General features: G+C 74.5%; 2 protein-coding genes. Both read right to left on the bottom strand.

What is annotated here, in order from left to right; genetic code table 11:
* Positions 1 to 190 precede the first annotated feature (190 nt).
* Positions 191 to 9,097, bottom strand: coding sequence for a type I polyketide synthase (locus OO60_RS08350; protein ID WP_420835580.1), 8,907 nt, complete (start codon positions 9,095 to 9,097; stop codon positions 191 to 193).
* Positions 9,094 to 23,727 (bottom strand): type I polyketide synthase, encoded by a 14,634-nt coding sequence (locus tag OO60_RS47705; protein WP_033261138.1) that lies wholly within the window; start codon positions 23,725 to 23,727, stop codon positions 9,094 to 9,096. The genes OO60_RS08350 and OO60_RS47705 overlap by 4 nt, the downstream gene beginning before the upstream one ends.
* Positions 23,728 to 23,735: the final 8 nt, after the last annotated feature.

Below are 23,735 nucleotides of genomic sequence, written 5' to 3'. Positions count from 1 at the left end.
GTCAGTGCCACCAGCCTTTTCTCCAGCGAAGTGCGGACACCCGGCACATCCGCGCGCCGAAGTGGCATCAAAGTGAGGCTATGGGACCGGTTTTGGGCCTACAACCCCTAAGAATTCCCCTAACAGGGGCCCCTACGCAGGAAAATCCCGCTCCTTGCCGGAGCGGGATTTTCCATTCTTTTTGCTGGTTTCACATTTTACCGAGATCGTTGTTGATGAAGGCGAGAAGGGCGTCGTCGTCGGCGAATTCGAGTGCTCCGGCATTCTTTTCCGGTTCGGCGTACCGGCTCAGCAGGGCCTGGAGCCGCACGGTGAGCTCGGTCCGCGTCAGCGGGTCGGGCGCCCCGCCGTCCAGGGCGGCTTCGAGCCGGTCGAGTTCGGCGAGGACGCTCGGGGTGCTGTCCCCCAGCTGCGCCTGCAGGTGCCCGGCGAGCGCGGCCGGGGTGGGGTGGTTGAAGACGAGGGTGGGCGGCAGGGTGAGCCCGGTGGCCGCGGCGAGCCGGGTCCGCAGTTCGACGGCGGTGAGCGAGTCGAAGCCGAGGTCGGTGAACGCGCGTTTCGCCTCGACCGCGGCGGCGGAGGCGTGCCCCAGCACGTGCGCGGCTTCGGTCCGGACGAGGGCGACGAGTTCGGCCAGCTGTTCGGCGGGCGCGAGGCCGTCGAACCGGCTGGTTCCGGCCGGCGCTTCGCTCTCGGGGAGCCGGGCCTCGGGCAGCTCGTCGAGCAGCCGGCTCGGCCGCGTGGCGGTGAAGGCGGGCGCGAACTTTTCCCAGTCGACGTCGGCAACGACGACGTCGGCGTTCCCCGCTGTCTTGAGGGCGGCCAGGGCGCGGGCGGGTGCCATCGGCGTGAGCCCGCGACGGCGAAGGTGGTCCTGCTCGGCCCGGCCGGCGGCCATGCCGGCCCCGTCCCAGGGTCCCCAGGCGATCGACGTGGCGACGCGCCCACGGGCCCGCCGTTGCGCGGCGAGGGCGTCGAGCTGGGCGTTCGCGGCGGCGTAGGCGGTCTGGCCGCCGCTGCCCCAGACGCCGGCGATGGAGGAGAAGAGGACGAAGGCGTCGAGGTCGTCGCCGAGGAGTTCGTCGAGGTGCCGGGCGCCGGCGACCTTGGCCTCGAGGACGCGCCGGAAGTCCTGGTCGGTGAGGTCGGCGAAGGCACGGGCCTGGCTGGCCCCGGCGGCGTGCACGACGGCGGTGACCTTCGGGAGGGTTTCGAGGGTCCGGGCGAGCTCGTCTCGATCGGTGACGTCGCAGGCGACGACGGTGACGTTCGGGAGTTCCTCGACGAGCGCGGCGGCACCGGGGGCCTCGGGGCCGCGGCGACTGAGGAGGACGAGGTGCGCGGCACCGGCTGCGGCGGCCCAGCGAGCCACGGCGGTGCCGAGGGCGCCGGTGCCGCCGGTGATGAGAACGGTTCCGGCGGGGGTCCAGGAGGGGGCCGGGACGGGGAGGGGCGCGCGGACCAGGCGCCGCGCGAAGACGCCGGACGGGCGGAGGGCGAGCTGGTCCTCGTCGGTGGTGGACCAGGAGGTCAGGGCGGGTTGCGGCTGGTCGCCGCCTGCGGCAGCTTCCCGGCCGCCGGCCTCGCCGCCCGCAATGCCTGCAGCCCCGGCGATCTGCCTCTCACCGCCGCTGCCTGTCACGATTGCCCACACTCGGGCCGCCTGCCGGTCGTCCGGGGTCTCCGGTACGTCGAGCAGGCCGCCCCAGCGGTCCGGGGCCTCCAGCGCCCATGCGCGCCCGAAGCCCCACAGCCCCGCCAACTCCGCGTCGCCCGGGCCGTCGTCGCCCGGTGCCGTGACCGCTCCGAGCGTCACGCACCACAGCCTTGCCCGCACCTCCGCCCTCGCCAGCGCGACCGCGTTCGCCAAGGCGTCGTCGCCCGGTGCCGACACCAGCAGGACCCCGTCCAACGGTCCCGACGGCAGGTCGCCGGGCCCGACCACGGGCACCCCCGGCCGCGCCAACGCCTCCGCCCACCGGTGGGCCGCGCCGGGCGCCGCGACGATCACGTACCGGCCGTCCGGGGTCCCCTGGCCGGGCTCTGGCGCCGAGACCCAGGTGACCCGGTAGCGCCACGACTCCGTCACCGCGCTCTCCGCACGGTCCCGCCGCCACGACGCCAGCGCCGGCAGCACCTTCGCCACGTCCGCCTCGGGCACGCCCGTCCCCGCCGCCAAGCCGGCCGCGTCCGCGCGGTCGACCGCCGACCAGAACTGGGCGTCCACCTCGCTGCCGACCTCGCGCGAGGACGGCGCCGGCCAGAAGCGTTCCCGCTGGAACGCGTAGGTCGGCAGCGGAATCCGGTGACCGGGCAACGCCGTCCAGTCCACCGGCACCCCGTTCGCGTGCAACGCGGCCAGGGCGGTCACGAACGACCGTGCTTCGTCCCGGTCGCGGCGCAACGTCGGAATCGCCGTCCCCGGCACCATCGCGCTGAGCACCCCGTCCGGGCCCAGCTCAAGGAACACCCCGGCACCCTCGGCCACCAACGTCGAGACACCGTCGGCGAACCGGACCGTCTCCCGCACGTGCCGCACCCAGTACTCCGCCGTGAACGACGAGGCGAGAGCACCGCTCACATTCGAGAGCACCGGTATCTCCGGCCGGTGATATGTCAGCGTCTCCGCGACCGCGCGAAAGTCGGCGAGCATCGGGTCCATCAGCGGCGAGTGGAACGCGTGGCTCACCGAAAGCCGCTTGGTCTTCGGGAACTGGGCGGCCACCGCCAGTACGGCCGCCTCGTCGCCGGAGATCACCACCGACTCCGGGCCGTTCACCGCCGCAACCGAGACACCCTCGGGCAAGTCCAAAGCAGACTCAGGTGCAGCAATCGACACCATCGCCCCACCAGCGGGCAACGCCTGCATCAAAGAAGCCCGCGCCGCAACAAGCCGACAAGCGTCCACAAGAGACAGCACACCGGCGACGTGAGCGGCCGAAATCTCGCCGATCGAATGCCCGGCCACGAAATCCGGGCGCACACCCCAGGACGAAACAAGCCGGAAAAGCGCCACTTCGACCGCGAACAACGCAGGCTGCGTGTACCCGGTGAAGTCCAACGAGGACCCTTCGAAGACGACATCCCGCAGCGGCCGGTCCAGGAGCCGATCGAACTCGGCGCACACCGCGTCGAACGCCGTCGCGTACACCGGGAACCGGTCGTACAGCCCCCGGCCCATCCCGGCCCGCTGCGCCCCCTGGCCAGTGAAGAGCACGGCGAGCGAGCCGGCCACCACTTCCCCGCGCACCACCGAAGGATCCGACGCCCCGGCAGCCAGCGCGGTCAGGCCTCGGACCAGGTCGTTGTCGTCCTCGGCGAGCACCACCGCACGCCGCGGCAGGGCGGCACGCGCGTTCGCCGATGAGAAGGCGACGTCCGGCAACGTCCCGCGTTCGGCGGCGAGCAGGCGCCGGGCCTGCTCGCGCAGCCCGGTCTCCGTCTGCGCCGAGAGCGGCACCGGGAGCAGGCCCGCCGGTGCGGTGTCGTGGACCACGACGGCGTCGGGGGCCTGCTCCAGGATCGTGTGCGCGTTCGTGCCGGAAATCCCGAACGACGACACGCCCGCACGCCGCGGCCGGTCGGACGGCCACTTCCGGGTCTCCGTGAGCAGCTCCACCGCACCCGCGTTCCAGTCCACATGGGACGATGGCGCGTCGACGTGCAGCGTCTGCGGCAGCACGCCGTTCCGGATGGCCATGACCATCTTGATGATCCCGGCGACGCCCGCGGCGGCCTGCGTGTGACCCAGGTTCGACTTCACCGACCCCAGCCACAGCGGCTCGTCGCGCTCCTGGCCGTAGGTGGCCAGCAACGCCTGGGCTTCGATCGGGTCACCCAGTTCGGTGCCGGTGCCGTGCGCCTCGACCGCGTCCACATCGGACGGAGTCAGCCCGGCGTCGGCCAGTGCCGCGCGGATCACGCGTTGCTGGGAGGGGCCGTTCGGCGCGGTCAAGCCGTTCGACGCGCCGTCGGAATTGACCGCGGAACCGCGCACCACGGCCAGGACCTCGTGCCCGAGCCGGCGCGCGTCCGACAGCCGTTCCACCAGGAGCAGGCCCGCGCCTTCGCCCCAGCCGGTGCCGTCCGCGGCTTCGGCGAACGCCTTGCAGCGGCCGTCCGGGGCGAGGCCGCCCTGCCGGTCGAACTCCACGAACGCGCCGGGCGTGGCCATCACGGTGACCCCGCCGGCGATGGCGAGGTCGCACTCGCCCGCCCGCAGCGCCTGCCGCGCCCAGTGCAGCGCGACCAGCGACGACGAGCACGCCGTGTCCACTGTGACCGCCGGGCCCTCCAGCCCGAACGCGTACGCGATCCGGCCGGACACCACGGCGGCCGCGTTGCCCGTGCCGACGTACCCGGCGACGTCGTCGCCCGCGTCGGCGAGCAGCGCCGGGTAGTCCTGACCGTTGGTGCCGGCGAAGACGCCGATCCGGTCGCCGCGGACCGAGCGCGGGTCCAGGCCCGCGCGTTCGAACAGCTCCCACGCCGTCTCGAGGAGGATCCGCTGCTGCGGGTCCATGGCCAGGGCTTCGCGCGGCGAGATACCGAAGAGGGCGGCGTCGAAGTCCGCCGCGTTTTCCAGGAAGCCGCCGGGCCGGACGGCGGCGTGGTGCGGCCAGCCGCGGTCGGCGGGCGGCGCGGACAGCGCGTCGGCACCGCGCGCGACGAGCTCCCACAGGTCCTCCGGCGACCCGACCCCGCCGGGGAACCGGCAGGCCATCGCGACGATCGCGATCGGCTCGTCGTCGCCGTTGGTGACAGCCGCGGGCGCAGCGAGAGCAGTGCTCTCGTTTGAGAGCAGGGCGTAGAGATGCCTGGCCAGGGTGGCCGGGTCGGGGTGGTCGTAGGTCAAAGTGGCAGAGAGGTCCAGACCGGTAGCGGACCGCAGGCGGTTGCGCAGCTCGACCGCCGAGAGCGACGTGAACCCGAGGTCGCTGAACGCGCGGCCGCGGTCGACCGAGGCGGCCGACGGGTGTCCCAGCACCGCGGCGACGTGCTCGCGGACGAGGGTCAGCACGCCGGTTTCGGTGACTTCGACGGCGGCGGCGCGTTCGGCGGGCGGTGCGAGCTCGGCGAGCAGTGGGCTGGGCCGGGTCGCGGTGAAGGCCGGGCCGAAGGTCGTCCAGTCGACGTCGGCGATCGCGACGGTGGTGTCGCCCGCGGCCAGCGCTTCCGCCAGGGCGGCAAGCGCGCGGTCGGGGTCGAGCGAACGGAGGCCCGCGGCACCGAGCCGGGCGGTGACGGCCGAGCCGGCCATCCCGCCGCCGGCCCACGGCCCCCAGGCGACGGAGCAGGCAGGCAGCCCGGCGGCGCGACGGGTCTCGGCGAGGGCGTCGAGCCGCGCGTTGGCGGCGGCGTACGCGGCCTGGCCGGCCGCGCCGAGGGTGCCTGCGAGGCCGGAGAACAGGATGAAGGCGTCGAGGTCGCGGGTCAGCTCGCCGAGGTGGCGCGCGCCGGTGACCTTGGCCGCTTCGACCTGGGCGAGCCGCTCGGGGGTGAGGGTGGCGAGGACGCCGTCGTCGAGCACGCCGGCGGCGTGGACGACGACCCGCAGGTCGGAGCCGAGGCGCTCGATGAGCTCGGCGACGGCGGCGCGATCGGTGACATCGCAGGCTTCGACGGCGGTTTCGGTACCGGCGGCGGTGAGCTCGGCGGCCAGTGCGGCGGCGCCGGGGGCATCGAGGCCGCGGCGCGAGGTGAGGACGAGGCGCCCGGCACCATTGGCGGCGGCCCACCGCGCGACGCGGGTGCCGAGGGCGCCGGTGCCGCCGGTGATCAGGACGGTGCCGCGGAATCGCTGGCCACGCGGGTCCGTTGCTGCGCGGGGGTTGGGGACGCTGGGGGTTGGGGCGGTGCTGGCCGGGCGACTGTCCGCCGGCGGCTCGAGCATGCCGCTGCCCGCCGCCGCGGCGGGGTTGAGCGCGCCGGATCGCGGCCTTCCCGGTGGGGCCGGCTCCAGGCGTCGGCCGAACGCGCCCGAACCGCGGATTGCCACCTGGTCCTCGGCGCCGCTCAACACCGACAGCAACCATTCCGCCACCCGGTCGTCCACTGTGGACGGCAAGTCCACCAAGCCGCCCCAGCGGTCCGGGATCTCCAGGGCCGCGCTGCGGCCGAAGCCCCAGATTGCCGCTTCCTCCGGTGCCCTCAGCGCGTCCGAGGGGCCGATCGTCACCGCGCCGCGGGTCAGGCACCACAGCGGCGCCTTGATTCCCGCGTCGCCGAGGGCTTGGGCCGTTGCCATTGTCGTTGCCACGTCGCCGCCCGCTGACAGCACGCCGGTCCACTGGCCGCCTGCCTCTGCTCGCAGGCGGTCGGCCAACTCCGCCCGGGCGGCCGCGTGCACCGGCACCACGCCGGTGAGCAACTCGCCCAGCCGGGCCGCGGTTTCGTCGCCCTCGGGCGACACCAGCAACCACCGCCCCGGCGAGCCGGCCTCCGCGACGAACGGTTTCCACTCCGTCCGGTACCGCCGGGCGGCGACGTCCCGGCGGTGCGCCCGGCCGCGGAGCCAGTAGTGCTGCCGCTGGAACGGGTACGTCGGCAGGTCCGCCCGCGTCTCGGCGGGCAGGAAAGACGTCCAGTCGACATCGACGCCGTGGACGTGCAGCGCCGCCAACGCAGTCAGCAGCGACTGCTCCTCCTCGCGGTCACGGCGCAACGTCGGGACCGCGACGCCGGGCACCATCGAGCTCAGCACCCCGTCCGGCCCAAGCTCCAGGAAGACACCGGCCCCCGCCGCCGACAACGTCGAGACACCGTCGGCGAACCGGACCGTCTCCCGTACGTGCCGCACCCAGTACTCCGCCGTGAACGAGGAAGTGAGAGCACCGCTCACATTTGAGAGCACCGGTATCTCCGGCCGGTGATATGTCAGAGTCTCCGCGACCGCGCGGAAGTCGGCCAGCATCGGGTCCATCAGCGGCGAGTGGAACGCGTGGCTCACCGAAAGCCGCTTGGTCTTCGGGAACTGGGCCGCAACCGCCAGTACGGCCGCCTCATCACCCGAGATCACCACCGACTCCGGGCCGTTCACCGCCGCGACCGAGACACCCTCGGGCAAGTCCAAAGCAGACTCGGGCGCGGCGATCGCCACCATCGCCCCACCGGCGGGTAACGCCTGCATCAAGGAAGCCCGCGCCGATACGAGCCGACAAGCGTCCACAAGGGACATAACACCGGCAACGTGCGCCGCCGAGATCTCCCCGATCGAATGCCCGGCCACGAAATCCGGGCGCACACCGAAGGACGAAACCAGACGGAAAAGCGCCACCTCGACCGCGAACAACGCAGGCTGCGCCAACCCAGTCGAGTCCAAACCGGACTGATCACCGAACACCGCATCCCGCACCGGAACGTCGAACTGCGCGCACACCTCGTCGAAAGCCGCCGCATAGACGGGGAATCGCGCGTACAACGCACGTCCCATCCCGACCCGCTGCGCCCCCTGCCCGGTGAACAACACCGCGAGCCCGCCCGGCACGACCCGGCCGCGCACCACGTTCGGCGCCTCCCCACCGGCCGCCAGCGCCGACAGCCCGGTCCGCAACGACTCGGCCGTGCCGAACACGACCGCCCGGTCCTCGAACGCGGTGCGGGCCGCCAGCGCAGCCCCCACCTCCGGCAGGTTTCCGCCGGTCAACGGCACGAGAGCAGCGGCTTGAGCCGCCAGCGCATCCGAACCCCTGGCCGACACCAGCCACGGAACCGGCTCAGTCGCCTCGCTCACCGGCGCGGCGGCCAACGGCGGCGCCTCCTCCAGGATGACGTGCGCGTTCGTCCCCGAGATGCCGAACGACGACACCCCCGCCCGGCGCGGGCCGTCCGAAGTCCACTTACGCGCCGATGTCAGCAGCTCCACCGCGCCGGACGCCCAGTCCACTTGGGACGACGGCGTGTCCACGTGCAGCGTCCGCGGCAGGACGCCGTGCCGCATCGCCATTACCATCTTGATCACGCCCGCGACGCCGGATGCCGATTGCGTGTGCCCGATGTTCGACTTCAGCGACCCCAGCCACAGGGGTGCCGGCCGGTTCTGCCCGTAGGTGTCCAGCAGGGCCTGCGCCTCGATCGGATCGCCCAGGGCCGTGCCGGTGCCGTGCGCCTCCACGACGTGCACGTCCGAAGTGGACAGCCCGGCCGCCGACAGCGCCGCCGTGATGACGCGGCGCTGGGACGGGCCGTTCGGGGCGGTGAGGCCGTTCGACGCGCCGTCGGAGTTCACCGCCGATCCGCGCAGCACCGCCAGCACCGGGTGCCCGTGCCGCCGCGCGTCCGACAACCGCTCGACCAGCAGCAGGCCGACGCCTTCGGCCCAGCCCGTGCCGTCCGCCGCGTCCGCGAACGCCTTGCAGCGCCCGTCCGCCGCCAGGCCGCCCTGCCGGTCGAACTCCGCGAACGTGCCCGGGGTGGCCATCACCGTCACCCCGCCGGCGATCGCGAGGGTGCACTCGCCGCGCCGCAGGGCCTGCGCGGCGAGGTGCAGCGCGACCAGCGACGACGAGCACGCGGAGTCGATCGTCACCGACGGGCCCTCCAGCCCGAGGTGGTAGGACAGCCGCCCGGACAGCACGCTGCCTGCGGTCCCGGTGAGCAGGTACCCGGCGACCTCGTCGTCGGAAACCTCGGTCCCGTACCCGGAAGCGGCACCGCCGACGAAGACGCCGGTGTTGGTGCGCCGCAACGACTTCGGCGCGATCCGGGCCCGTTCCAGGAGTTCCCACGACGTCTCCAGCAGCAGCCGCTGCTGCGGGTCCATGGCGAGCGCCTCGCGGGGCGAGATGCCGAAGAAAGCGGCGTCGAACTCGCCGGCGCCGTGGAGGAAACCGCCCTGGAACTCCCCCGCCGGCCAGCCGCGGCCGTCCGGGAAGCCGCCGATCGCGTCGGTGCCGCTCTCGACCAGCCGCCACAGGTCCTCGGGCGAGCCGACGCCTCCGGGGTAGCGGCAGCTCATGGCCACGATCGCAACGGGCTCCCGGTCCCGGGCCTCGACGTCGGCGAGCCGGTCGCGGGTGTCCTTCAGGTCGGCCGTGACGAACTTGAGGTAGTCACGGAGTTTCTGCTCGTTGGCCATGGCCGCCCCACTGTCTTTCACGAGGTCCGGAAAGTGCTGTCGATGAAGTCGAAGAGCTCGTCGTCGCTGGCGCCGCCCAGGTCGGTGCCGCCGGCCAGCTCGGTCCAGCGCGCGAGGACGCCCCGCAGCCGCGCGGTGATCTCCTCGCTCGCCAGGTCCGCCTCGGTGACGGTTTCGAACGCGGCTTCGAGCCGGTCGAGCTCGTCGAGCAGCCGGACACCGGTCGCCGCGCCGCCGCCGAACCGGCGGTCCAGTTCCTCGGCCAGGTCCGCGGCGGTCGGGTGGTCGAAGGCCAGCGACGCGGGCAGGCTGAGCCCGGTACCGGCGGCGAGCCGGTTGCGCAGCTCGACGGCCATCAGGGAGTCGAAACCGAGCTCCTTGAACGCGCGCTCCGGCCCGACCGTCGCGGCGGAGGCGTGCCCGAGCACGCCCGCGACCTGGTCCAGGACCAGGGTGAGCAGCGCCTTCGGCCGCTCGCCCGCCGGCAGCGAGGCGAACCCGGTCGGCGCCGGCTCCGGTTCGGCCAGCGCGGCCCGCACCGCCGGGAGGTCGGCCAGCAGCGGCCGCGGCCGGGCCGCGGTGAAGACCGGCGCGAAGCGGGCCCAGTCGACGTCGGCGACCACGACGGCCGTGTCGTCGGCGGCGAGCGCCCGCCGGAAGGCCGCGATTCCGCGGGCGGGGTCGATCGGCGGGAGGCCGCGGCCGCGCAGCATCCGCACGGCGTCGGCGTCGGCCGCCATCCCGGATTCGGCCCACGGGCCCCAGGCGATCGCGGTCGCGGGCCGCCCGCGGCCGCGGCGGTCTTCGGCCAGCGCGTCGAGGAACGCGTTCGCCGCGCCGTAGACGGCCTGTTCGCCGCTGCCCCAGACCCCGGAGATCGAGGAGAACAGCACGAACGCGTCCAGGTCGAGGTCGCGCGTCAGCTCGTCGAGGTGCCGGGCCCCGGCCACCTTGCCGGCCAGGACCGCCCGCACCTCCTCGGGCGTGACCGCGGTGAGCGGGCCGTGCTGGCCGGTGCCGGCGGCGTGCACGACGGCGGTCAGCGGCAGGTCCGCCGGGATCGCCGCGAGGACTGCCGCCAGCGCGTCCCGGTCGGCCGCGTCGCAGGCCGCGAGGGTGACGCGGACGCCGAGGGCGGACAGTTCGGCCGCCAGCTCGGCCGCGCCGGGTGCCCGGTCGCCGCGACGGCCGGTGAGCACGAGGTGCTCGGCGCCCGCCGTGGCGAGCTCCCGGGCGACGGCCGCGCCGAGCGCGCCGGTGCCGCCGGTGACCAGGACCGTGCCGCGGGGCCGCCAGTCCCGGGCCGTCCCGGCCGGAGCCGGGGCGAGCCGGCGGGCGAAGACGCCGTCCGGGCGGATGGCGACCTCGTCCTCGGTGCCGTCGGCGAGGACCGCGGCGAGCCGGGCGCCGGCCGCCGCGTCGAGCGTCTCGGGCAGGTCGGCGAGGCCGCCCCAGACCGACGGCAGCTCGAGGGCCGCGATCCGGCCGAAGCCCCAGGTGGTCGCCTGGTCCGGCTGGGAAACGCCGTCGACCGCGCCTCGGGTGAGGCACCACAGCCGGGCCGGGACGCCGGAGTCGGCGAGCGCCTGGGTGAGCGTGAGGTTCGCGGCGAGCCCGGCTTCCGCAGCACAACCGACAGCCAGGAGGGAAACGACGCCTTCGACGTCGGCGTGGTCGCGCAGCAGGGCGGTCAGCCCGAGGCGGTCACGGAGACCGGGCTCGACCACCGGCTCGGCGCCGTGGTCGGCCAGCGCCTGCGCCACCTCGTCGGCGACGCCGTCCGCACCGAGGACGAGCCAGCGGCCGGTCAGCCGTCCGGTGGACCCGGCCACGAGCCGCCAGCCGACCCGGTACCGCCAACTGTCCACAGTGGACAGGGAGGGGGTCGCCGGTTCGAGCCAGAACCTCGAGCGCTGGAAGGCGTACGTCGGCAGTTCGGTTCGCCGGGCGCCCGCCAGGAGCACCGAGGCGTCGAGGCGGTGTCCGGCGGTCCGCAACCGGGCGAACGCGGTGACCAGCGCCCGCGGCTCGGCCTCGCCCGCGCGCAGGGCCGGGATCGCCGGGACGTCGGTGCTGTCGGCCACCATCGCCGACAGGACGCTGTCGGGGCCGAGTTCCAGGAAGGTGCCCGCGCCCAGATCGGCGAGGGTGCGCACGGCGTCGGCGAACCGGACCGTACCGCGCACGTGCCGGACCCAGTAGTCCGGTGTGGACGGTTCCGCGAGTGCGCCGGTCAGGGTGGAGACGACCGGGATCACCGGCTCGTGGTAGGTCAGTTTCGCCGCCACCGCCCCGAATTCCGCCAGCATCGGGTCCATCAGCGGTGAGTGGAAGGCGTGGCTGACGCGCAGCCGCTTGGTCTTGACGCCGCGGGCCGCGAACGCCCCGGCGAGGGCGAGCACGGCGGTTTCCTCGCCGGCGATCACCGTGGCGGCGGGCCCGTTGACGGCGGCGATGCCGACGCCGTCCCCGGTCAGCGCGGCCCGGACGTCGGCCTCGGGCGCACCGACGGCGACCATCGCGCCGCCCTCGGGCAGTGCCTGCATCAGGCTCGCCCGCGCGGCGACCAGCGCGCACGCGTCGGGCAGCGACAGCACGCCGGCGACGTGCGCGGCCGCGAGCTCGCCGATCGAGTGCCCGGCCACGAAGTCCGGCCGGACGCCCCACGACTCGACGAGCCGGAACAGCGCGACTTCCAGGGCGAAGATGGCCGGCTGCGCGTGCCCGGTCTGATCGAGGTGCTCGCTCTCGACGTCTCCGAGCAGGGCGCGGACCTCGTCGAAGGCCCCGGCGAACACCGGGAACCGCGCGTACAGCTCGCGGCCCATCCCGGGCCGTTGCGCGCCCTGCCCGGTGAAGAGGACGGCGAGCCGTCCGGGGTTCCCGCTGCCGGTCAGGGCGCCGAGGTCGCCGCCGGCGACGGCGGCCAGCCCGGCCAGCAGCTCGGGTCCGGTCTCGCCGACGACCGCGGCGCGGTGGCCGAGGTCGGCCCGGGTGGTGGCCAGGCTGAGCGCGATGTCGGCGGGAACCACCTCGCGGCCGTCCAGGAACTCGTGCAACCGGGCCGCCTGGGCCCGCAGCGCCGCCGGGCTCTTGGCCGACAGCAGCCACGGCACCGGCCCGGAGACCGGCTCGCGTTCCCCGGCGACGACGTCCGGGGCCTGTTCGAGGATGGTGTGGGCGTTGGTGCCCGAGATCCCGAACGACGAGACACCCGCTCGCCGCGGGCCGTCCGAAGCCCACTCGCGCGGCTCGGTCAGCAGCTCGACCGCGCCGGCCGTCCAGTCCACTTGCGACGACGGCGTGTCGACGTGCAGCGTCCGCGGCAGGACACCGTGCCGCATCGCCATCACCATCTTGATGACGCCCGCCACCCCGGCGGCGGCCTGCGTGTGCCCCAGGTTGGACTTCACCGATCCGAGCCACAACGGCGTTTCCCGCGCCTGGCCGTAGGTGGCCAGCAGGGCCTGTGCTTCGATCGGGTCGCCGAGTTTCGTGCCGGTGCCGTGCGCTTCCACCGCGTCCACATCGGACGGAGACAGTCCGGCGTCGGCGAGGGCGGCGCGGATCACCCGTTGCTGCGACGGGCCGTTCGGGGCCGTGAGCCCGTTCGACGCCCCGTCCGAGTTCACCGCCGAACCCCGCACCACGGCCAGGACCTCGTGCCCGTGGCGGCGTGCGTCCGACAGCCGCTCGACCAGCAGCAGGCCGACGCCTTCGGCCATGCCGGTCCCGTCCGCGGCCTCGGCGAACGCCTTGCACCGGCCGTCCCCGGCCAGGCCGCGCTGCTGGCTGAAGGCGAGCAGGACGCCGGGCGTCGGCATGACCGTGACCCCGCCCGCGAGCGCCAGGTCGCATTCGCCGCGCCGCAGCGCCTGCACCGCCAGGTGCAGCGCCACCAGCGACGACGAACACGCCGTGTCCACCGTCAGCGCCGGGCCTTCCAGGCCGAACACGTACGACAGCCGGCCCGACGCCACCGACGACGTGCCGCCGGTCATCAGGTGCCCTTCGAGCCCGTCGGTGGCCGCGCCGGCGCCGTAGCCGGAGGTGGCGGCGCCGACGAACACGCCGGTCCGGCTGCCGCGGACCGACGCCGGGTCGATGCCGGCGCGTTCGAACGCCTCCCACGTCGCTTCGAGCAGCAGCCGCTGCTGCGGGTCCATGGTCAGCGCCTCGCGCGGCGAGATGTCGAACAGCTCCGGGTCGAACCGGCTCGCTTCGGCCACGAACCCGCCGCTGCGGGTGGAGATGCGGCCCGGGGTTCCGGGTTCGGGCGCGTACAGCCCGTCGAGGTCCCAGCCGCGGTCGGCGGGGAACGGCGAAATCGCGTCGCCGCCGTCCGCCACCAGGGACCACAGGTCCTCCGGCGAGGCGACCGAGCCCGGGTAGCGGCAGCTCATCGCGACGATGACGACCGGGTCGTCGCCGGTCGCCACGACCGGGACCACCGGCGCCGCCGGCGTGACGTCGCCGAGGAGCCCGGCCCGCAGGAAAGCCACCAGGGCGGCCGGGGCGGGGTGGTCGAACACGAGCGTCGCGGGGAGCCGGAGGCCGGTTGCGGTGCCGAGGCGGTTGCGCAGCTCGACCGCGGTCAGCGAGTCGAAGCCGAGTTCGGCGAACGAGCGGTCCGGTGCGATGTCGCCGGCGGTGTCGTGGCCGAGCACCGCGGCCACGTGGTCGCGGACCAGGTCCAGGAGACGGCGGTCGCGTTCGGCCGCGGGCAGGGGCCGCAGGCGGGCGGCCAGGTCGCCGTCGCCCGCGGCGACGGCGGCGGTCCGGCGGGTGGTGCGGACGAGCCCGCGCAGCAGCGGCGGCACCGGGCCGTCGGCCGCGGAAAGGTCGAGCCGGGCCGGGATCGCCAGTGTCTCGCCGCGGGCGATGGCCGCGTCGAACAGGGCCAGGCCGTCGGCGTCCGACAGGCCGGACATCCCGCCCCGCGACATCCGGGCCAGGTCGGCGGCGCCGAGGTGGCCGGTCATGCCGCTGGCCTCCGCCCACAGGCCCCAGGCCAGCGACACGCCGGGGAGGCCGAGGGCGCGGCGGTGCGCGGCCAGTGCGTCGAGGGCGGTGTTCGCGGCCGCGTAGTTGCCCTGCCCAGCGGTGCCGAACACGCCCGCGGCGGCCGAGAACAGCACGAACAGCGCCAGATCCGCGTCGCGGGTCAGCTCGTGCAGGGTCATCGCGGCGGCCACCTTGGGCCGCAGCACGTCCGCGAGCTTGGCCGGGTCGAGGCTGGTCAGCAGGCCGTCGTCGAGCACACCGGCAGCGTGCACGACCCCGGTCAGCGACCGGCCGGCCAGCAGCCCGGCCAGCGCGTCGCGGTCGGCGGCGTCGCACGCGGCGATCGTCACCTCGGCGCCCAGCGCGGTCAGGTCCCTGGTCAGGTCCCCGGCGCCGGGCGCGTCCGGGCCGCGGCGGGACAGCAGCAGCAGCCGCCGGACGCCGTGCGCGGTCACCAGGTGCCGCGCGATGCGGGCGCCGAGCGTGCCCGTGCCGCCGGTGACGAGCACGGTGCCGTCCGGGTCGAGGGGCCGCGGCAGGGTGACGACGTTCTTGCCGACGTGCCGGGCCTGGCTGATGAACCGGAACGCCTCCGGCACCTGCCGCACGTCCCAGGTCCGGCGCGGCAGCGGCGTCAGCACGCCGGCCTCGAAGAGCCCGGCGAGTTCGCGCAGGATCTCCTGCAGGCGCCCGGGTCCGGCCTCGATGAGGTCGAACGCGCGGTAATGGACACCCGGGTGCGCGCGGGCGACTTCGGCGGCGTCCCGGACGTCGGCCTTGCCCATCTCGACGAACCGGCCGCCGCGAGGCAGCAGCCGCAGGGAGGCGTCGACGAATTCCCCGGCGAGGGCGTCGAGCACGACGTCGACACCGCGTCCTGCCGTCGCCGTCCGGAAGTGGTCCTCGAAGGACAGTGACCGCGAGTCTCCGATGTGGACGGTGTCCAGGCCCAGCTCTCGGAGCACGTCGTGCTTTCCGGCGCTCGCCGTCGCGAACACTTCGGCGTTCTTCCACCGGGCGAGCTGGACGGCGGCCATGCCGACGCCGCCCGCGGCCGCGTGCACGAGCACGGACTGCCCCGCCTGCAGGCCGCCCAGGTCGAACAGGCCGTAGTAGGCGGTGGCGAACGCGACGGGGACCGACGCGGCTTCGGCGAAGCTCCAGCCGTCGGGCATCGGCGTCACCAGGCGGTGGTCGGTGACCGCGACCGGGCCGAGCGCGCCGGTGAACAGGCCGGTGACGCGGTCGCCGGCGGCGAGCCCGCGCACCCGTGCCCCGGTTTCCAGCACGACCCCGGCGGCCTCGCCGCCCATCAGCGCCTGCCCCGGGTACATACCGAGGGTGATCAGGACGTCCCGGAAGTTCAGCCCGGCCGCCCGGACCCCGACGCGGATCTCGTCCGGGCCGAGCTCGGCCTCGGGAACGGGGAACGCCGCCAGGCCGTCGAGGGTGCCGGTGCCGGTGGTGCCGACGCGCCAGGCGCCGCCTGCGGGCAGCGTCAGCTCGGTCGCCGGGCGGGCCAGCCGCGCGGCGAGCAGCGTCCCGGCGCGGGCCGCGACCTGCGGTTCGCCCGAGGCGAGGGCGGTGCCGATGGCGGCTTCGGAGTCCGCCCGCTCGTCGACGTCCAGGAGCACGAACCGGCCGGGGTGCTCGGACTGGGCCGCGCGGATCAGGCCCCAGACCGGGGCCTGGGCGAGGCCGGGCACCGGGTCGCCGGGCAGCGCGGCGAGCGCGCCGGTGGTGAGCACGACCAGCCGGGACGCGGCGAACCGCTCGTCGGCCACCCACTCCTGAGCGGTCGTGAGGACCTGCTCGACATCGGTCACCGGCAGAACGACGGCGTCCGGCACGACCTCGAGCTCGGCCAGTCGTGAGTGGTAAGGCGGGTTAGAACCCGCCTTACCACTCACGACGGCCGTGGTGAGCGGGACCCACTCCGTGCGGAACAGCGCATCCGGCACTTCGTCCACAGTGGACGACGTCACCTGGAACGCGAGGGCGCCGATGCTCGCCACCGGGTTCCCGGCGGGGTCGGTGGCCGCGACCGACACCGCGTTCGGCCCGGCCGCGGCCAGCCGCACGCGCAGGGCGGTGGCCCCGGCGGCGAACACGGCGACGTCGGTGAAGGCGAACGGGAGCCGCGCGCGGCCGTCGTCGGGGAAGAACCCGCCGAGGCCCAGTGCGTGCAGGGCGGCGTCGAGCAGGGCCGGGTGGACGGCGAACGCGTCGGTGGCGGGCAGGGCCACCTCGGCGAACACCTCGCCGTCGCCGCGCCACGCCGCGCGCAGGCCGCGGAAGGCGGGGCCGTAGTGGTAACCAGCGTCCGCGAGGGCGGTGTAGTGGGCGTCGACGTCGAGGGCTTCGGCGCCGGCGGGCGGCCACTCGGCCGGGGTCGCGGCGGGTTCGGGCGTGCCGGGGGCCAGGACGCCTTGGGCGTGCCGGGTCCAGCGCGCGCCGGGCCGGTCGGGGCGGGCGCTGACGGTGATGCCGCGGCGGCTGTCGTCGCCGGGTTCTTCGACGACGACCTGCAGCTGGACGCCGCCGGTGGCGGGCACGGCCAGTGGCGTGCCGAGGGTGAGCTCTTCGACGGTGCCGCACCCGGCGTGGTCGCCGGCGTGGACGGCGAGTTCGGCGAACGCCGTGCCGGGCAGCAGGGCCGTGCCGAGGATGTCGTGGTCGGCGAGCCAGGGGTGGGTCTGCCGGGCCAGCCGTCCGGTGAGGACGAGCCGGCCGTCGTCGGCGAGGGTGGTCGCGGCGCCGAGCAGCGGGTGGTCGACGGCGCCGAGACCGAGCCCGGCGGCGTCGCCGGTGCGGGCGGCCGGGCGGGGCCAGTACTGCTTGCGCTGGAAGGCGTAGGTGGGGAGGTCGACGGCGCAGGCGTCCGGGAACGCCGGGGTCCAGTCGACGGCGACCCCGGTGACGTGCGCCTCGGCCAGTGCGGCGTGGAAGCGGGTCAGGCCGCCGTCGTCGCGGCGGAGGCTGCCCAGTGCGACGACGTCCTCGCCGAGGGCCATGGTCAGGACGGGGTGGGGCGAGGCCTCGACGAAGGTGCCGAAGCCTTCGCTCTTCAGCCGCTCGATCGCGCGGTCGAGGCGGACCGTGCTGCGGAGGTTGGTGTACCAGTACTCGGCGTCCACCTCCTCGTTCCACTCCCCCGTCACCGTCGAGATGAAGGCGGTTTCGCCGCGGCGGGGCGTGATCGGCGCCAGGACGTCGAGGATTTCGGCGCGCAGCTGCTCGACCTGCGCCGAGTGGGAGGCGTAGTCCACCGGCACCCGCTTTGCGCGGATCCCGTCGGCTTCGCAGGACTTGATCAGCTCGTCCAGAGCGCCGGGTTCGCCGGACACCACGACCGCGGCGGGGCCGTTCACCGCCGCGATCGACAGCCCGCCGGTCAACCGCGCTTCGACCGCGGCCAGGGGCGCGGCCACCGAGACCATCCCGCCGCGGCCGGCCAGCGCCAGGATCGCCTTGCTGCGCAACGCGACCACCCGGGCACCGTCCTCAAGCGACAGTGCACCCGAGACGACCGCCGCGGCGATCTCCCCCTGGGAGTGGCCGACCACCGCGTCCGGCACCACGCCGAAGGAGCGCCACAGCTCCGCCAGCGACACCATCACCGCGAACAACGCAGGCTGCACCACGTCGACCCGGTCCAACGCCGCCGCGTCGGCCAGGACATCGCGGAGCGACCAGTCCACGAAGGACTCCAGGGCGGTCGCGCACTCGTCGAGCCGCGCCGCGAACACCGGCGACGACTCCGCCAGTTCGAGGGCCATTCCCGGCCACTGCGAACCCTGGCCCGGGAACACCAGGGCGACCTTGCCCGGCGCTTCGGCCACGCCGGTGACGACGTTCGCCGCCGGGGTGCCCGCGGCCAGGGCGGTCAGGCCCGCGGCGAGGTCTCCGACCACGACCGCGCGATGCGGGAGGGAAGCCCGCGTGGTGACCAGCGAAAAGCCGATGTCGGCGGCGGAGTCGCTGGGGTCGAGCAGCGCCTGCGCCTGTCCCCGCAGGGCATCGGCCGACCGCGCCGACAGCACCCACGGCACCGGTCCCGTCGCCGCACCCGGCTCGGTCTCGCGCGCGGGAACGGCCTCCAGGACGGTGTGCGCGTTCGTCCCGCTCATGCCGAACGACGAAACCGCGGCCCGCCGCGGCCGGTCGGCGGTCCACTCGCGCGCCTCCGTCAGCAGCTCGACCGCACCCGCCGACCAGTCCACATGGGACGAAGGCGCGTCGACGTGCAAGGTCCGCGGCAGCACGCCGTGCCGCATCGCCATGACCATCTTGATGACGCCCGCCACCCCGGCCGCCGCCTGGGTGTGGCCGATGTTGGACTTCACCGAGCCCAGCCACAGCGGCGTTTCCCGGTCCTGGCCATAAGTCGACAGCAGCGCCTGAGCCTCGATCGGGTCGCCCAGTGTCGTGCCGGTCCCGTGCGCCTCGACCACGTCGACGTCCGCTGTGGACAGACCGGCGTCGGCCAAAGCGGCGCGGATGACCCGCTGCTGGGCCGGGCCGTTGGGGGCGGTCAGGCCGTTGGACGCGCCGTCCTGGTTGACCGCCGAGCCGCGGACGACGGCCAGCACGCGGTGCCCGTTCCGCTGGGCGTCCGACAGCCGCTCCAGCAGCAGCAGGCCCGCGCCTTCGCCCCAGGCCGTGCCGTCCGCGGCGTCCGCGAACGCCTTGCAGCGGCCGTCGGGCGCGAGGCCGCGCTGACGGCTGAACTCGACGAACGTGCCCGGCGTGGCCATCACCGTGACTCCGCCGGCCAAGGCCATCGAGCACTCGCCGAGCCGCAGCGACTGGACGGCCAGGTGCAGCGCCACCAGCGACGACGAGCACGCCGTGTCGACGGAGACGGCCGGGCCCTCCAGCCCGAAGGTGTAGGCCAGCCGGCCCGAGGCGACGCTCGCCGCGTTGCCGGTGGCGAGGTGGCCCTCCAGGACGTCGGCCGAGTTCAGGAGCAGCGTCGTGTAGTCGTGGCTGTTGGTGCCCGCGAACACGCCGGTCCGGCTGCCGCGCACGGTCGCCGGGTCGAGGCCCGCGCGCTCGAACGCCTCCCACGCGAGCTCCAGCAGGAGCCGCTGCTGCGGGTCCATCGCGAGGGCCTCGCGCGGGGAGATGCCGAAGAACCCGGCGTCGAACCCGCCTGCCGCGTCGAGGAACGCGCCCTCGGTGACGGTCACCGAGCCGAGGCGGGCCGGGTCGGCGTCGTAGAGGTTCTCCAGATCCCAGCCGCGGTCCGCCGGGAAGCCCGAGACCGCGTCCGCGCCTTCGGACACCAGGCGCCACAGGTCTTCCGGCGACGCGACCCCGCCCGCGTACCGGCAGCTCATCGCGACGATGGCGATGGGTTCGTCGGCGGCGGTCACCGTCGTGGTGACGCGTTCGGCCGGGTCGCCCAGGACCCCGGCGCGCAGGTGCCCGGCCAGCGCGAGCGGTGTCGGCCAGTCGTAGACGAGCGTCGCGGGCAACGCGAGCCCGGTTTCGGCGCGCAGGGCGTCCCGGAACTCGAGCGCGGTCAAGGAATCGAAGCCGATCTCCTGGAAGGCGCGGTCCGGGGCGACGGCGGCCGCGCTCGGGTGGCCGAGCACCGCGGCGGCCTGGTCGCGGACGAGCTGCAGCAGCACCTCGTCGGCGACGGCCGGGGTCAGGCCGCGCAGCCGGGCGACGAGACCGCCGTCCGCGGGAGCCTCCGGCTCGGGAACGGCTTCGGGGATCGTGGTGAGCAGCGGGCTCGGCCGCCGGGAGGTGAAGGCCGCGGCGAACCGGGCCCAGTCGACGTCGGCGAAGGTGACGTTCGTGTCGCCGCCCGCGGCCCGCAGCAGCGCCGAGACGGCCGCACCCGGGTCCAGCGCGCGCAAACCGCGGCGCAGCAGGTAGTCCTCGGCGTCGTTGTCGGCGGCCATCCCGCCGTCCGCCCACGGTCCCCAGGCCACGGCGGTCGCGGCCAGGCCGCGGGCGCGGCGGGCTTCGGCGAGCGCATCGAGGTAGGCGTTGGCGGCGCCGTAACAGCCCTGCTGCCCGCTGCCCCACACCCCGGCGATCGAGGAGAAGAGGACGAACGCGTCGAGGTCGGTGTCGGCGAGCAGTTCGTCGAGGTGCCGCGCCCCGGTCGCCTTGGCCGCCCACTGCGCGGCGAAGTCGTCCACTTCGGACAGCGGCGCGGACCGGACGATCCCGGCCGTGTGCACGACGGCGGTGAGGCCGGGGCTGACCCGGTCCAGGAGTTCCGCCACGAACGCCCGGTCCGCGACGTCGCCGGCGGCGAACGTCACGCGGGCGCCGAGCTCGGCCAGTTCGGCGCTCAGCTCGGTGGCCCCGGGCGCGTCGGCGCCCCGGCGGGAGACGAGCACGAGGTGGTCGGCGCCTTCGCGGGCGAGGCGGCGGGCGACGTGCGTGCCCAGCGCGCCGGTGCCGCCGGTGACGAGCACGGTGCCACGCGGGGTCCACGCCGGCCCGGCGGGTGGGGCGTGCTCGAGGCGGCGGCCGAAGGATCCTTCCGCGCGCAGCGCAACCTGATCCTCGTCGCCGCCGATCAGGGCTTGGAACTTCACAGGGTCCACAGTGGACGCTACGTCGATCAAACCGCCCCAGCGGTCGGGGTGCTCGAGGGCGGCGACGCGGCCGAGACCCCAGACCGCGGCCTGGTCCGGATCCGGCGCCGGGTCGGTGTCGGTGACCCGCACGGCTCCCGAGGTGACGCACCACAGCGGCGCGTCGATCCCGGCATCGCCGAGGGCTCGGAGGAGGTCGACAGTCCTTTCCGGACCGGCGCCGCTGAGCACGACGACCGGCTCGGTACCGCGGAGGTCGTCGGCAGTGACCGGGCCTTCGAGCCGCACAATCCGCCCGTCCCACCCGGCCAGGGCAGCTTCCAGCTGTGGGGACGGGTCCACAACCAGGCAGTCACCGGACGGCACGGGGGCATCGGCGGGCGCCAGTGGCGTCCACGTGACCCGGTACCGGCCGACGGTCTCGGCACGGCGTTGCCGGACGGCCGCCAAAGCGGGACGCAAGGTCTCTTCGGGGAGGCCGAGTTCGGCAGCGAGGGCGGCCACGTCGAGCGGGCCTTCGCCGGGCGTCGGCCAGAACCGCTCACGCTGGAAGGGGTACGTCGGCAGGTCGGCGCGCGGGCCGGCGGGCAGGGAGGCGGCCCAGTCGACGGCGCCGCCGCGGACCCACACCCCGGCGAGCGCGGTGCGGAGGGTCCGCTCCTCGGGCCGGTCGCGGCGCAGGGCGGGAAGGGCGGCGCTGCCGACCATCGCGCTGAGCACGCCGTCGGGGCCGAGTTCGAGGAAGGTGCGGACCCCTTCGGCTTCGAGGGTGGCGACACCGTCGGCGAACCGGACGGCTTCCCGCACGTGCCGCACCCAGTAATCCGCGGTGAACGGCTCCGCGAGAGCACCGCTCACATTCGAGATCACCGGTATTTCCGCCGGGTGATAGGTCAAGGTTTCCGCGACCGCGCGGAACTCGGCCAGCATCGGGTCCATCAGCGGCGAGTGGAACGCGTGGCTCACCTTGAGGCGCTTGGTCTTCGGGAACTGCGCCGCGATCGCCAGCACCGCGGCCTCATCACCCGAGATGACCACCGACTCCGGGCCGTTCACCGCCGCGATCGAAACACCCTCGGTCAACGTGATGGCCGACTCCGGCGCAGCGATCGACACCATCGCGCCACCCGCGGGCAGCGCCTGCATCAACGACGCCCGCGCCGACACCAACCGGCACGCGTCCTCAAGAGACAGCACCCCGGCCACGTGCGCGGCCGAGATCTCCCCGATCGAATGCCCGGCGACGAAGTCCGGGCGCACGCCGAACGACTCGGCCAGCCGGAACAGGGCGACTTCCAGCGCGAACAACGCGGGCTGGGTGAACTCCGTCCGTTCCAACCGCTCGGCGTCGTCGAAGACCTCGCGCAACTCCGGGCCGAACTGCGCGCACACCTCGTCGAAAGCCGAGGCGTAGACCGGGAAAAGGTCGTACAGCTCCCGGCCCATCCCGGCCCGCTGGGCACCCTGGCCGGTGAACAGCACCGCCAGCCGGGCGTCTTCGCGGACCTCCCCGGTGACCACGTGCGAGCCGAGGACGACCGCGCGGTGCTCGAACGCCGTCCGGGCGGCCAGTGTCCGGGCGACGTCCGCGGGATCGGCCGCCACCGCGGCGAGCTGCGAAAGCTGCGCCCGCAGCGCTTCCGGGGACTTCGCCGACAGCACCCACGGGGTCAGCGTCCCCGTCAGCGCCTCCGCGGGCACCGGCTCGGCGGCCGGAACGGACTCGAGAACGGTGTGCGCATTGGTGCCGCTGACGCCGAACGACGACACCGCGGCCCGCAGCGGGCGATCGGCCGTCCACTCACGCGCCTCGGTCAGCAGTTCGACCGCCCCGGCCGACCAGTCCACGTGGGACGAAGGCGTATCGACGTGCAACGTCTTCGGAAGGACGCCGTGCCGCATCGCCATCACCATCTTGATCACCCCGGCGACGCCCGCCGCAGCCTGGGTGTGCCCGATGTTCGACTTCACCGAACCCAGCCACAGCGGCGTTTCCCGGTCTTGACCGTAGGTGGCAAGGAGCGCCTGGGCCTCGATCGGGTCGCCCAGCGTCGTCCCGGTCCCGTGCGCTTCGACGACGTCGATGTCCGAAGTGGACAACCTGGCGCTGTCCAACGCAGCCCGGATCACCCGCTGCTGGGCCGGGCCGTTGGGTGCGGTCAGGCCGTTGGACGCGCCGTCCTGGTTGACCGCCGAGCCGCGGACGACCGCGAGCACCGGGTGGCCGTTGCGCTGCGCGTCCGACAGCCGCTCCACCAGCAGGACACCGGCGCCTTCGCCCCAGCCGGTGCCGTCGGCCGCCTCGGCGAACGCCTTGACACGGCCGTCCGGGGCGAGCCCGCGCTGGCGGCTGAACTCGACGAACGTCCCGGGCGTGGCCATCACGGTGACCCCGCCGGCCAGCGCGAGGTCGCATTCGCCCTGCCGCAGCGCCTGCGTCGCGAGGTGCAGGGCGACCAGCGACGACGAACACGCCGTGTCGACGGTCAGCGCGGAGCCCTCGAAGCCGAACAGGTACGCCAGCCGCCCCGAGACGACGCTCGCCGCGTTGCCCGTGCCGAGGTAGCCCTCGACGTCGTCGGCCGACGACCGCAGCAGCGTGGCGTAGTCCTGGCCGTTGGAGCCGACGAACACGCCGGTGCGGCTGCCGCGCAGCGACGCCGGGTCGATCCCGGCGCGCTCGAACGCCTCCCACGACGTCTCCAGCAGCAGCCGCTGCTGCGGGTCCATGGCGAGCGCTTCACGCGGGGAAATCCCGAAGAACCCCGCGTCGAAGAGGTCCGCGTCGTGCAGGAAGGCGCCTTCGCGCGCGTACGTCGTGCCCGGACGGCCGGTGTCGTCGAACAGCGACGCCGTGTCCCACCCGCGGTTGGCCGGGAACGCCGAGACGGCGTCCCCGCCGCGGGCCACCAGGTCCCACAGCCCTTCCGGCGAGCGCACGCCGCCGGGGAACCGGCAGGCCATCGCGACGATGGCGATCGGCTCGGTCGCGGCCTCGACGAGCTGCCGGTTCTGCCGCCGCAGCCGCTCGGCCTCCTTGACGGAGGCGCGCAGCGCGTCGAGCACCTTCTCGGGCGTGGCCATGGTTCAGC

The organism is Amycolatopsis vancoresmycina, assembly GCF_000716785.1.
GTDB lineage: Bacteria > Actinomycetota > Actinomycetes > Mycobacteriales > Pseudonocardiaceae > Amycolatopsis > Amycolatopsis vancoresmycina.
The sequence above is the reverse complement of the archived record's forward strand: the minus strand, read 5'-3'. Positions and strand labels throughout refer to the sequence as shown.

Coding starts and splice junctions, on each gene's coding strand:
- OO60_RS47705 (WP_033261138.1), bottom strand. CDS start 23,727: ATGGCCACGCCCGAGAAGGTGCTCGACGCGCTGCGCGCCTCCGTCAAG.